The following is a 13,060-nucleotide window of genomic DNA, read 5'->3' as shown; positions in this document are numbered from 1 at the left end:
TAACGATTGAGTGACCAGCAACCAGCAACAGCCTCTGACCTATAAAAGGGTAACTATGACCGCAACTTGAAACTTGGAACTTGAAACTCGAAACTCGAAACGATTATTGATTGCCGGTTAGCGATTTAGAGAAGAGAAACGAGTAATGAGTAATGAGCAACAAGCAACAAGCAACCAGCAACAGCCTCTGACCTATAAAAGGGTAACTATGACCGCAACTCGCAACTCGCAACTTGGAACTCGAAACTTGAAACTCAAAAAAGCCGATCTGAAGCGTACTTCAAACCGGCTTAAAATCTAAGTATAAAAAATGAAACGTTATTCTCGCAATTAGTTACTTGATGGTGAATTTGGCACTTAAGCGAGCAGTTTTAGCATCGCCGCCAACTTGTATTTCGTAATTGCCTGGATAGACGGTCCAGTCCTGGCAATGTTCGTCCCACTTCGCCAAATCCCATACGGGAATCTCAAAGCTGATGATTTGACTACCGCCTGCCGCAATTTCTTTTTTAGTGAATTGCTTGAGTTCTTTAATCGGCATGCGATCCAGATCCGGGTAGCTGATAAATACCGGAACAACTTCTTTGGCATCCATCTTACCAGTGTTTTTCACCTCGACAGAGATGCTGATTTTATCACCTGTTTTGTATTTCTTTGCCGGCGCTTGCTTCCAGCTGTAGTCGAAATCTACATAGCTCAACCCATAGCCAAAGGGATACTGCACATCGCCTTTAAAATAGCGGTAGGTTCGGCCTTCCATGGCATAGCTTTCGTAGTCGGGTAGCTGGTCGAACGACTTGTAGAAAGTGATGGGTAAACGTCCCGAAGGTGATACCTTTCCAAATAGAATATCGGCTAAAGCATTTCCGCCTTGTTCTCCGGGATACCAGGCAAAAACAACAGCATCGGAGTAGGCTTCAATTTCCGACAGATCTACAGCACTACCACCTGTAACCACGGTAACGATAGGCTTGTTGTTGGATGCGCGCAATTTTTTTAGAAATGCCAGGTGTGCTGCCGGAATTTGCAGGTTGGCTTTGTCTCCACCATGTTCTGCAAGGAACGCGTCGCCTTCTTCACCTTCACGAACCGGCGTTAAACCGATTACTACGATGGTCAGGTCGCTTAAGCCCGATGCCCAGATTCCGCCAAAATGAGTGGTGTCGGTGTCGTTGCATCCCAGGTCGTACTGAACGGCAACAGCCGGACCGGCAGCTTTGGTAATTCCTTCGGCAAAAGTGACCAGCTCCGATGAAATACCGTGGTAGTTGGCAACCAGTGCATCGAGGCTCCCCGAGTTGGCTCCGGTTACCAGGATACTGTTATACTGGTTGATATCGAGCGGAAGAAGCTTTTTGTCGTTTTTGATGAGTACCATGCTTTCGTCGGCAACCTGGCGAGCCAGGTTTATGTGTGCTTTTGAATGCACATCAGCAGCGCCCAGTGTATGAAAAGGAACCTGATCCTGCGGATCGAAAAAGCCCAGTTTAAACTGTGTCTTCAGATTTGGGGCCAAAGCCTTGTCGATATCAGCTTCGTTAATCAATCCCTGATCAATGGCTTTCATGGCGTCGTTCTGTAACATGTTAGAGCAGTCCAGGTTAATCCCTTCTTTTATTGCCTCGGCTGTTACTACAACCGAGTTTGGACGGACCTTATGTCGCAGCCAAATATCTTCCAAAGCTCCGCAATCGGTTACCACATGTCCTTTGAAGCCCCATTCGTTTTTCAGTGTTTTTTGAAGCAGGTAAGGGCTAATACAAGCCGGTTCGCCATTCAGTCGGTTATAACCGGTCATGATGGATTCAACGCCGGCATCGGACGCTGCTTTAAAAGCCACGAGGTAGGTTTCGTGTAAATCTTTATCATCAACGATTGAGTTGAAGGTGTGACGGCTGTATTCCGGGCCGCTGTGTGCTACAAAGTGCTTGGCACAGGCCGATGCTTTCAGATAGTGCGGATCATCGCCCTGAATACCCTTAATGAAGGCGACGCCCATACGGGAAGTCAGGTACGGATCTTCGCCATAGGTTTCTTGTCCGCGGCCCCAGCGCGGATCACGGAAGATGTTAATATTGGGAGACCAAAGGGTGATTCCCATATATTGCTCCCTGTTTCCACGTGCGACTGCCAGGTTGTACTTGGCTCGTGCTTCGGTTGAGATCACATCGGCGACCTTGTGTACAAGCGAATCATTGAAGGTGGCAGCCATAGCGATGGCCTGTGGGAAAACAGTTGCTTCACCCGCGCGGGCTACACCGTGTAAGCCTTCGTTCCACCAGTTGTATTTGTGAATGCCCAGGCGCTCTACTCCGTCGTTGTTAAAGCCCAAAAGTTCAATCTTTTCTTTCAGGGTGAGTTGCCCCAGCAGTGCCGCTACCCGCTGGTCAATATTCAGCTTGGTATTTCTGAAATCCTGTTGCTGGCCATAACTAATGTTTCCTGAAAAGCACAGACTAACTGCGATAAGTGTTATTTGAAGTATCTTTTTCATATTCGAAGAAGCTCGGAGTTTAAAAGGATAAGCTTAAACGTAAAAATGTGCTGCCGAACGAATCCGGCAAACACATTCTTATGGAATAAAATGGCTTAGGTTATTACTTTCAAATATCTTAGACAGCTTTGCTTGTCAAAGCTTTAGCCTGATCTTGTTCGTAACGGTTTTTGAAAAGTGCAGCTGCTCCAACTACGGCGATATCATTCAAGTCGGTTTTCATCACTTTGAAGTTTTCAATCACCTTTTTGTATGGGAATGTTTGCACTGTCTCCATCATCGAATCTTTCCAGAATTCGTACGAGTTACTTACCGAACCGCCAACAATAACTGCTTCGGGAGCCAGCATGAAGATGGTTGTTTTAATAAGGTTACCCACGTGGTGACCAAACTCGGCAAATAGCTTCAACGCTTCCGGATCGTTTTGTTTAGCTTTCTCGTACACGGTTTGACCATCTACCTTGTTCACTTGTTTGAAGAACTTACCACTGCAGTAAGTTTCAAAGTCAGCATCCAGGTAGGGGAGACCGCCTACTTCGCCGGCTCCGGCTACAGATCCTGAGTACAGATAACCATCGATTACCACACCGGCTCCAACGCCGGTACCCAGTGCCAGGCAAATCACATTTTTAAAGGATTGACCTTCACCGTAAATTTTCACACCAATAGCAAAACAGTTCGCATCGTTGGTGATGTAAACCGGCTTTCTGAAGTGATCTTCAAGGTAGCTTTTCAGATGTACCTCACGCCATGATGGAATGTTGGTTACGGAGAAAATAACGCCTTCTTCCTCATTAATCAATCCAGGTGCTCCAATGCCAATACCGATAGCATCTTCGTAACCTTCCAAACTTTCAACTCCTTTTACAATCTGCTGCATCACTTCTTCCTTAGTGCCGTCGGCAGGTGTATCCAACTTCACAAATTGCATAATCTTGCCGTTTACCAAAAGGCCAATGCCAATTTTAGTACCGCCAATATCAATCCCTATTATTTTCTCAGACAACATATTTAATTTCTTTAAGTCTATATTCTCATTTATTACTTCTGAGCACTCATTTCAAGTACCAATTCACCTCCTGCCATAATATCCTGGTAAGAGATATATGGCTTATCGTATGGTAGACCATTCAAGGTTTTCGATTTGATATAGATATTCTCAGGGCTGTTGTTTTCAGCCTTAATGGTGAATGTTTTTCCTTTCGGAAGGTTGATGACTGCTTCATCCAAATCAGGGCTGCCAAAAACATATTTGCCGTCGGCCGGGTTAACCTGGTAGAAGCCCATAGCTGACAAAACATACCAAGCTGACATTTGACCTACGTCTTCGTTACCAATTAAACCATTGGGCTTAGTGGTGTAAAACTCAGACATGATTTTGCGCACCAGCTTGGCTGTCTTTTCCGGCTGACCTTCGAGTGCGTAAAGATAAGTAATGTGATGACTTGGTTCGTTACCGTGTGCATACTGGCCAATTAAGCCGGTAATGTCGTTTGAAGCGGCATTACCCATATCACCTTTTGCAACGAAGAATTCGTCGAGTTTAGCCAGGAATTTATCTTTACCTCCCATTAAATCAACTAAGCCCTGAACATCCTGAGGAACTAACCAGGTATATTGCCATGAGTTTCCTTCGCAGAAATCATCGGCACGGTGTTTGGCACGGAACGGATCGAACGGAGTACGCCACTCGGTATCCGATACACGGCCACGCATAAAGCCCACTGATTTGTCGAAGTAGTATTTGTAGTTCTCACCACGTTTCTTGAAATAGGCAGCATCTTCTGTTTTTCCCATATCTTTAGCCATCAAGGAAATCGATGCATCAGCTATGGCATATTCCAATCCTTTGGCAACTGTTTCAACATCGCTGTTTGCCGGCATATAACCGTATTTTTTCAACAGGTCCAAACCACGACCGTCGCCCATTGCGGTGTTTTTAACAGCCTTCCAGGCCAGGTTGGCATCGAAACCTTTAAAACCTTTTCGGTAAGCATCAACAACTACAGGAACGGCCGGATATCCCACCATACAGTATGTTTCGTTACCCATCAGGTGCCATACCGGTAATTCACCTTGCTGCTCGTAGATGTGCAACATGGTATTCACAAAGTCGTTTACACGTTCTGGTTCGATAATGGTATACAGCGGATCTGCAGCCCGATAGGTATCCCACAACGAGAAAGTGGTGTAGTTGGTAAATGATTTGTCGTTATGTGTTTTACCGTCGGCACCGCGGTAATCGCCATTCACATCCTGGAAAACTGAAGGTGCAATCATGGTGTGATAAAGTGCTGTATAGAACTTGGTGAGTACAGCAGGATCAGATGATTTTGCTGTTACTTTCGATAGTTCTTTGTTCCATTTTGCATGAGCATCTGCGACAACCTGGTCGAAATTCCAGGCCGGAGCTTCAGCTTTTAAGTTTTCCAGAGCGTTGGCAGTACTAACAGGGGAGATGGCTACTTTCGCTTCAATTTCACCTTTAGCTAAACTTCCAAAGTCTAAATCGGCTTTGAGCTTTACTGCGGTCCCTTTTGTTGCCTCTTTATCATCATTGTACAGTTTCAATCCTTTCAACGGATGAGAGAATACGGCTGCAAAATAGATGCGCTGATCTTTAGCCCATCCTTTTGATAAGCGGTAACCGGTAATCAAGGTGTCGTTCACTTGTTCCAGGTGACCTTCAACGGGTGCATCCCAACCAATACCACGAACCAGGTTTACAATGATGTGTGCATCAGCATTTGGCTGAAATTCGTAACGGTGAAAACCAACACGTTCGGTAGCTGTTAGCTCAGCTTTCACTTTGTAGCGATCAATATTAACCGCATAGTAACCCGGTTTTACGGTTTCATCCGAATGTTTGTAAAAGGCCATGTAGCCATCTTCCGGTTTCTCCGGTGTTCCCAATTGGATTTTATAATCGCCGGTAACCGGCATAAATACAATGTCGCCCAGATCGCCGATCCCTGTTCCGCTAAGGTGCGTGTGGGCAAAGCCAATCAGCGTTGAATCGGAATAATGGTATCCGGAACACCAATCCCAGCCCTGGGTGATGTTTGACGGGCCTAACTGAACTGCTCCAAAGGGAACATTGGCACCTAAAAATACGTGACCGTGGAAGCCTGTTCCAATGTACGGATCGACATATTTCGTCAGGTCAGCAGCTGCCTGTTCTTTTTTTACCGGCTGGGTGCTGCACGAAGCTAAAACAGCAAGCGAGCAGGCAGCCAGAACAAATTTCTTTAATACGTCTTTCATAGCTATATCTTATTTCGTTTGAATTTTTATTATTTCTATCCTTAGAATTGACTTAAAACATCCAGAACTTCATCGGTTACCTGGCCAAAAAGTGATACTCCTCCGGCACCATTGTTCAGTGCATATTGGATTCCGGATTTCAACTCATCCATATTCTTAAAGTTTGGCAGGAATAAGCCTGAATAAAGAGGGAACCGGCTGTTAAGACAGTGGACTCCTTCTTTCACAGCATCGCCAATCCAACCAACCTGTTCGCGATAAAAACCGTGATAAATCATTGGACAAACGCCATCCAGATTCCAGTTCGTCCAGTCCTGACGAACATTGCGGCGGGCTACTTCCGGTGTTGGAAATACAGCTGCCGTAATCTTTTTATTTTTTTGATGAGCGATAGCTGACAATTGGTTCACAATGTTTGTAATGCGATCGTAACGGTAGTTACGCCACGACAGACTTTGATCGGGGTATTCAATTTCCAGCGGATCAATGCCGTGCATTTCTTTAAATTTTGTGCGGCAGGTATCGCAATAACAGAAATCGTATTCGGGTAATTCCTGGTGTTGTACAATGCCATAGTTTTTCCATAGGTCAACCGGTAAAATCACATCGCAATAGCGCACATAATCCAGGTGAATACCATCAACATAATCTTTCTCCAGAATCTCACTCACCCGATCCTGAAGGTAGTCTTGAGTTTCCTTTTTCGACGGACACAACCAACGATAATATTGGACGTAAGGTGGATTTGTTGCGCAGGACTCACCATTGCGGCTTACGGCGAACCAATCGGGATGTTGATCCCGCAAATCCTTTTCGTTGCGGTTCATCGTCCACATCCAGCGGTGAGCTTCCAGTCCTGCTTCTTTTGCTTTCCGGAAATGTATTTCGCTATCTTCTTCGAAGAACATGCCACGGATACCGGCTGCGTAATATTTTTGATATTTTGTTAGAAGAGACTTTTCGTCTTCCTTTTTATTCGGATTTTCCCATACCCAATGTTTGTAACTCGGGGCAGATGCCAGAACCGCTGTACGCGTCGGTGAGCATTTGGCAGCAATCATTCCTGCACCGGCCAGTAAACTTGTCTTTAAAAAATCTCTTTTATTCATACCTTCTTATTTTTGGATGGCCTGGATCAAACCATCGTTGTTAACCGCGTATGTTTGATTTTCGGGTGAGCTTACAAAGACTGTAAATTGACTTGGGGTAGCTGATAATTTAACTTGAAAGCTTTGGCCGTTTCTCTCCAGGGTGTTGGGTAGGCCAAGTTCTTTCAATGTTGTTGCATAGGTTTTATTTTTGGCGTGATAAGCCTGCTCATAGTAGAACACTAACCAGCAGCAATCGCGTAAATGCTGATCACCGGGGAGCTTGAAGGCAACCGGATCGTCGCCGGCTTTATTTGTCGAAAATTGAACAAGCCCATAGCGTTCGGGAGCATGCATACTGATAATTCCCGGTGCACTCCACACCCAGTTGTATTCCGGGTAATTTTTACCGGTTGCCGGGTTCGTTTTCTTGATGTACTTACCGTCCTTGGCTTCGGTTTGCCAATTAACGCGTGAAAAGTTGATTCGCCATTGATCACCATTGGAAGGAGGGAAGGGGTCGCCCCACATAACCAAGTCCGCAAAGGGAATCTTCATCTCTACAGTCCATTTTTTATCGGTATTCGTTGGATCGTTCAGTGTACCGTCGATCGTAACAGCACTTTTAAAATTCAGCGAGTTATAACTGATGAGTGCTTTCCCGCCTGATCGATAAGCTTTAGGCAGAAATAAATCGAACAGGTTATTCAATGCATTGACTTCATATTCGAAATAGTTTTGGCCATCACCATCCGGATCGACAAAAACTTCGAAGTCGTTTTCATGAAACACAACCATATCACGTTTGTCGTAGTAGCTCCAAATGTTGGGCTCCTCAAGCTCTGCCAGAATGTATAAATTCTCCTGGTCCCAAAGCATTTTCATACGGGTGCGATAAAGCGGTGCAGGCATTCTGTCTCCTTCAATGTCTACATAGTCTTCCGACCATTCCGCTTTACCCCATGAGCTTTCATCGGCTCTCCCGTCTATATCTATTTTTTCACCAGCTTGGTACACAACGTAATTCTTTACCGGCAAAAAGAGCTGTTCGTATTTTGTCCACGGCGATTGGGCAGCACAACTTGTTGCCCAAAGTGCCAGTGTTAAAACAAAAGTATATGGAAGTGCTTTATGCATATGCGTTTTCTTAATCAAGGTTGACATTTTCCAATACAGGCTTGTCCGTGAACGTGATTTCAGTTTGCGCTTGTTCGTTTAGCTGTTCAAAAATCACAATCTTGTTTTCGCCTTTATTCAGCCAGCATCCCGGAACATACAAGGTTTGCTGTGGACCAACTTTCCAGTAGCGGCCAATATTATGTCCGTTTACAAATACGATTCCCTTGCCCCATTTACTCATGTCGAGAAAGGTGTCGGCTATTTTATTCAGTTTGAATGTTGATTCGTAAATCACCGGACGACCATCCTTCACTGATGCTGCTTTTACTTCCGGACATTTATCCATTGGCATACCGTACATTTCCCAGTTGCCGGTTATTTCAAAACCGTTCAGAAGAACAGGCGAGATGATACCTTTTTTGTTGTGCACAATTTCCGCTCCGTAGTTGATGCGTCCCATGTTCTCAACCAAAATTTCAAGCATACCGTTGAAGGGGATATTCACCGACATTTCGTAGTTATTAAATACCCGGTTAAGCTCGCCGACTTTTTTACCATTCACATAAACCACAGCGTAGTCGCGCAAACCATCAATTTTCAACGTTCCTGAAACTGGTTGAGTAAAACGTTTGCGATAGAGCACATAACCATAACCTTGTCCCAATTTTTCAAAAGTTTGAGGGGTATCGTTCACCACTGGCTTTTGCTTTTTCAACCAACTTAGCACGTCCATTCTGGCGGTAACTTTTTGAGCAGGGTAAGCGATTACCGGAATTTGTTTCGGGATTTCAGGCAATTTTGTTTTCGAATACTGCTGCATCAATTCGCGAATAGCCATGTATTTAGGAGTTGCCCAGCCTGCTTCCGAAATTGGAGCATCGTAATCGTAACTGGTAATATCGGGTTGAATATCGTGTTCTTCGTTATAATTGGCTCCTGAGGTGAACGCAAAATTGGTGCCTCCGTGAACCATATAAAAGTTGAAGCTAACCCCGTTCTCGAGGTAGGTTTTTGTTTGCTTGGCAATGTTGTCGGCACCAATGGTCACAAAGGGCTCTGCCCAATGATCTAACCATCCGGGGTAGAACTCGGCGACCATGTAAGGTCCCTGGTTGTTGTGATGTTGGTCGACCGCCTTTTTCAGGTTGTTGACATTGCCTTCGCCATTCGCTGTTGGCAATACACCTTCGATGGCTCCGCCGTCGAATAACCAACTGCCGTCAGAGGTGAAGAACGGTTCGGGGAAACCGGTTTCTTTCAGCATCTTGTAGATGGCCATTTTGTATGCCTGGTGCTCTTCGGCAGGTATATCGGTGCGTTGAGCAACGTAAGAGCCAAACTCATTTTCCGCTTGCACCATAATGATTGGACCTCCTTGGCTGGCAAACAGTCCGTCAACGGCGGTATGCAAGTGTTGAAGGTATGTTTTGCACGAATCGAGAAAAGCTTCGTTGTTCGTGCGTATTTTCAAATCGGGGTTGTTTTGCAACCACCAGGGATAGCCTCCAAACTCCCATTCGGCACAGACATAAGGTCCCGGACGAAGAATAACGTACAAGCCTTCTTCTCCGGCGGTTTTAATATATTCTGCTAAATTTTTATTACCGGTTTTGAAGTCCCATACACCGGGAGCAGTTTCGTGGTAGTTCCAAAAAACATAGGTGGCTACAGTGTTCAATCCCATCGCTTTCATCATCTGAAAGCGTTGTCTCCAGTATTCTTTGGGAACACGGGGATAATGCATTTCTCCCGAGTGAATTTGAATTACTTTGCCATCCTGACGGAACTCCCCATCAGCGATGGAGAATCCGTTGGATTGCGAAAAACCGTTTATGGACAACAGGTTTAAAAGTAAAATGACTATAATTGAAATTGTTTTCATGTTCTTGTAGCTCTTTTGGTCGGAATTAATAAAGGCTTACCTTCGAAATTACAGGGCATGCTTTTGCATCTTCAATGTTGATTCTGACTTTCGAAGTTTTAACCGGGTCAATGGCTAAAATACGTTTGTAACCGATTGTTGTTTCTTCGGCAACATTCACCCAGGCATCGTCGATCATAACTTCTACATTGAATGCTTTTACACGTTGTCCCAGCTTGATATATTCGCCAATTTGTAGGTAGTTAATCTCCTTAGGCTCCGGCAGTTCAATCTCAAGGCTGGCGCTTTTGATACTGTCGTCGGTTGCCCAATAGGTTTCTGAATTTCCATCCAGCACATTAGAGGCAGCATACTCGGCAGCATCGCCACGAGTAGCGCTTGCTGTAATTGTTGCTCCTTTGGCTAAGTCGGTACCAAAGCGCTCTTGCAGCAATTTGTGAAATCCTTGCAAGGAGGCCACATCGTTTTCGTGGAACAAACCTCTGCGATCAGGAGGGATATTCAACAGCATGGTTGAGCCGCGTCCGACAGATTGCATATAAATGGAGAAAAGTTCTTCGGGTGTTTTTACTTTGTCATCTTCCGATTTGTGGTAGAACCATCCCGGACGAATAGAGATGTCAACTTCAGCCGGACACCATTCTTTTCCGTTGCTCTCTCCGGTTCCCAGCAAATTTTCAATGCCTGATTTACCGGCGTATAATGTATCTGTGGTAATTGTGTTCCAGTTCGTTGAATTTACGTGGCCTTGTTCGTTTCCTACCCAGCGTAAATCAGGTCCGCCGTCACTGAAGAACAAGACCTGAGGCTGAATTTCGTGTACCATTTTCAGTGTTGTCGGCCAGTCGTAGTAGGTTTTACGGTCGATTTTGCGCGTTTCTTTTGCACCCCCGTAGTAACCGTCGCCGCCGTTTGCACCATCGAACCACATTTCGAAAACAGGGCCGTAGTTGGTGAACAATTCTTTCAGTTGGTTGCGGTAGTATTGTACATAGGATGGTTGTCCGTAGTCAGCACGATTTCTGTCCCATGGAGACATGTAGACTCCGAATTTCAAGCCAAATTTGTGACAGGCATCTGAAACTGCTTTTACGATGTCGCCTTTGCCGTCCTCAAACGGACTTGCAGCAATATCATGGTCAGTATATTTCGACGGCCAAAGGCAGAAGCCATCGTGGTGTTTACAGGTCAGGATTACTCCCTTGAATCCGGCGTCCTTCAATACAGAAACCCACTGTTCTGCATTAAAGTTTGTTGGATTAAAAAGCTCGGGAGATTCGTCTCCGTATCCCCATTCTTTATCCGTGAAGGTGTTAATTGTAAAATGAATGAAAGCATTCATCTCCATGTTGTGCCAGGCCAGTTGGCGTGCATCCGGAACAGGTCCTACAGCTGCCGGAGGTGGAACTTTTGTTTGGCAGGAGCTGATGCTCAATGCCAGGAAAAGAATGCTTAAACTATTTAGAATTGCTTTTTTCATGGTGCTCTGTTGCTTTCAATTGGATTATTTACCCGATTTGAATTCGAAACTCAAAGCTGGATAGTTTGGGTTTTTTGAACGAAATGAAGAAGGAATTGAAACAACAACTTCATCGTTTACGACTTTCCACTTAACAGTTTTATTGGCCGAAAGCAAAGTCATTTTAGTTCCTTTGGCTGGGATATTTCCTTTCCACTTTACAGTTGAGGGTACATCTGATTTCTCGTCGATGCAGGCAATGGCATAAGTGGTTTTGGCATCTTTGCTGGCTGTGAAATAAACATTGCCACTTTGATATTCCGGCGTATTACGTGTTTGGTAAATAGCTTTACCGTTTGTATTCATCCATGAGCCGATTTCTTTCATCAGTTTTACAGCTTCAGGATCCAGTGTGCCGTCAGGCTTTGGACCGATGCCAAGTAAAAGAGCTCCGCCTTTTGCAACAATCTCTGCTAAATCGTGGATCACGGTAGCCGGTGTTTTATAATGTTCGTGTGGTACGTAGCCCCAGTTATTGCCCAGGGTGATACAGCTTTCCCAAGGGTAGGGAAGTTGTTTGTCCGGAATCGTGCGTTCCGGGGTTTGATAGTTTTCATACGGGCCGTGAACTGTGCGATCAACAATTAGCAAACCTGGTTGTGCTTCACGAGCCATTTTCGCAATCTTCGGCATATCAATTTGCTGATCCCAGTCTGGAATTGGAGCTCCCCACGAAATCACTTCGTCATTTACGGTCTCTTTCGGACGTACCCAACCGCCATCTAACCACAAAATATCTACTTTGCCGTAATCGTGCATTAACTCGCTGATCTGGTTGTAGGCAAAGGTCTTAAAGTTATCCCACTTCTTGGGGAATTTGCGGATATCGTAGTTCACATTGCGGTTTGGAGTGGCATATTTGTCCCACCAGAAATCCTGGTTGTGCCAGTCGGGCTTTGAATAGTAAGCCCCGATCCAGAATCCTTTTTTGCGAAAAGCTTCGAAAATGTATTTGGTAACATTGGCTTTTGGATTACTGGCAAACGGGCCGTTCGTTATTTTATAATCTGTTTGGTGTGTGTCGAACATGTTGAAGCCGTCATGGTGCTTGGTCGTAAACACCAGGTATTTCATACCGGCATCGGAAGCGGCTTGAGCCCATTGGTCGGGATCGAACTTAACCGGGTTGAATTGATCTTTCAGTCCCCAGTACCACTTTTTGAATTGGCAGTAAGTCATACTGTCGGGGCGGTTGATCCAGTCTTCAGAGCAGAGTTCCCAGGATTCGATAATTCCAGGAACAGCATAAAGTCCCCAGTGAATGATCATTCCGAATTTCAGATCTTGCCATTGATCCAACTTTTCCAAAACCTTTTGGTCTTTTGGCCAGTCATATTCGTGCGACTGAGGGTGGATGCCTAGTTCCTGTGCCTGAGTTCCTGAAAGGATACCCATTGTAAATAAAGCGAATAAAAGGATCTTTTTCATAGGACTATATCATTAATTGACAACTGGATTTATACACTCTTTTCTATTGGATAAATTCTTAATACCACAAATATAATGTTTGCGCACACATTTTTGATTAAAAATCATTTTTTTTTTAATTTCTTAAGATTGTCTTAGTGTAATAAATTGGCTTGATATGCAATCAATTTAAGTATTTTGCTGTTCTTTTGTTGCTTTTTGGTAGAATTGAAATGTTGCCGTTACTACTTTATTTGTTTGTTGTTGATTGTTTTTGGCTTTCCTTC

8 protein-coding genes are annotated in these 13,060 nt (G+C 44.7%); all 8 read right to left on the bottom strand.

The genetic code is table 11. The features are described from left to right. Positions 1-334 precede the first annotated feature (334 nt). Positions 335-2,494, bottom strand: coding sequence for a glycoside hydrolase family 3 N-terminal domain-containing protein (locus tag AC37HE_RS04945; protein ID WP_500781676.1), 2,160 nt, complete (start codon positions 2,492-2,494; stop codon positions 335-337). Positions 2,495-2,612: 118 nt separating this feature from the next. Continuing rightward, the gene (locus AC37HE_RS04940; RefSeq protein ID WP_500781675.1) at positions 2,613-3,503 is read right to left on the bottom strand and encodes an ROK family protein; all 891 of its coding nucleotides are present in this window, start codon (positions 3,501-3,503) and stop codon (positions 2,613-2,615) included. Positions 3,504-3,535: 32 nt separating this feature from the next. Continuing rightward, entirely contained in the window at positions 3,536-5,758 is a 2,223-nt protein-coding gene (locus AC37HE_RS04935; protein WP_500781674.1) for a GH92 family glycosyl hydrolase, read from the bottom strand. Between the two features lie 41 nt (positions 5,759-5,799). Then, the gene (locus tag AC37HE_RS04930; protein WP_500781673.1) at positions 5,800-6,867 is read right to left on the bottom strand and encodes a family 10 glycosylhydrolase; all 1,068 of its coding nucleotides are present in this window, start codon (positions 6,865-6,867) and stop codon (positions 5,800-5,802) included. 6 nt (positions 6,868-6,873) lie between these two features. Further along, positions 6,874-7,983, bottom strand: coding sequence for a carbohydrate-binding family 9-like protein (locus AC37HE_RS04925; RefSeq protein WP_500781672.1), 1,110 nt, complete (start codon positions 7,981-7,983; stop codon positions 6,874-6,876). A 10-nt stretch (positions 7,984-7,993) separates the two neighbouring features. Next, on the bottom strand, positions 7,994-9,847 hold the full coding sequence (locus tag AC37HE_RS04920) for a beta-galactosidase (protein WP_500781671.1): 1,854 nt from the start codon (positions 9,845-9,847) through the stop codon (positions 7,994-7,996). 25 nt (positions 9,848-9,872) lie between these two features. Further along, positions 9,873-11,327 carry an alpha-L-fucosidase gene (locus AC37HE_RS04915; RefSeq protein ID WP_500781670.1) on the bottom strand — a complete coding sequence of 485 codons (1,455 nt, stop codon included), beginning with the start codon at positions 11,325-11,327 and terminating at the stop codon, positions 9,873-9,875. 24 nt (positions 11,328-11,351) lie between these two features. After that, positions 11,352-12,794: an alpha-L-fucosidase gene (locus AC37HE_RS04910; RefSeq protein ID WP_500781669.1), complete on the bottom strand. Its 1,443-nt coding sequence runs from the start codon at positions 12,792-12,794 to the stop codon at positions 11,352-11,354. Positions 12,795-13,060: the final 266 nt, after the last annotated feature.

The organism is Mangrovibacterium sp. (assembly GCF_059905295.1).
The sequence above is the reverse complement of the archived record's forward strand: the minus strand, read 5'-3'. Positions and strand labels throughout refer to the sequence as shown.

Coding starts and splice junctions, on each gene's coding strand:
- AC37HE_RS04945 (WP_500781676.1), bottom strand. CDS start 2,494: ATGAAAAAGATACTTCAAATAACACTTATCGCAGTTAGTCTGTGCTTT.
- AC37HE_RS04940 (WP_500781675.1), bottom strand. CDS start 3,503: ATGTTGTCTGAGAAAATAATAGGGATTGATATTGGCGGTACTAAAATT.
- AC37HE_RS04935 (WP_500781674.1), bottom strand. CDS start 5,758: ATGAAAGACGTATTAAAGAAATTTGTTCTGGCTGCCTGCTCGCTTGCT.
- AC37HE_RS04930 (WP_500781673.1), bottom strand. CDS start 6,867: ATGAATAAAAGAGATTTTTTAAAGACAAGTTTACTGGCCGGTGCAGGA.
- AC37HE_RS04925 (WP_500781672.1), bottom strand. CDS start 7,983: ATGCATAAAGCACTTCCATATACTTTTGTTTTAACACTGGCACTTTGG.
- AC37HE_RS04920 (WP_500781671.1), bottom strand. CDS start 9,847: ATGAAAACAATTTCAATTATAGTCATTTTACTTTTAAACCTGTTGTCC.
- AC37HE_RS04915 (WP_500781670.1), bottom strand. CDS start 11,327: ATGAAAAAAGCAATTCTAAATAGTTTAAGCATTCTTTTCCTGGCATTG.
- AC37HE_RS04910 (WP_500781669.1), bottom strand. CDS start 12,794: ATGAAAAAGATCCTTTTATTCGCTTTATTTACAATGGGTATCCTTTCA.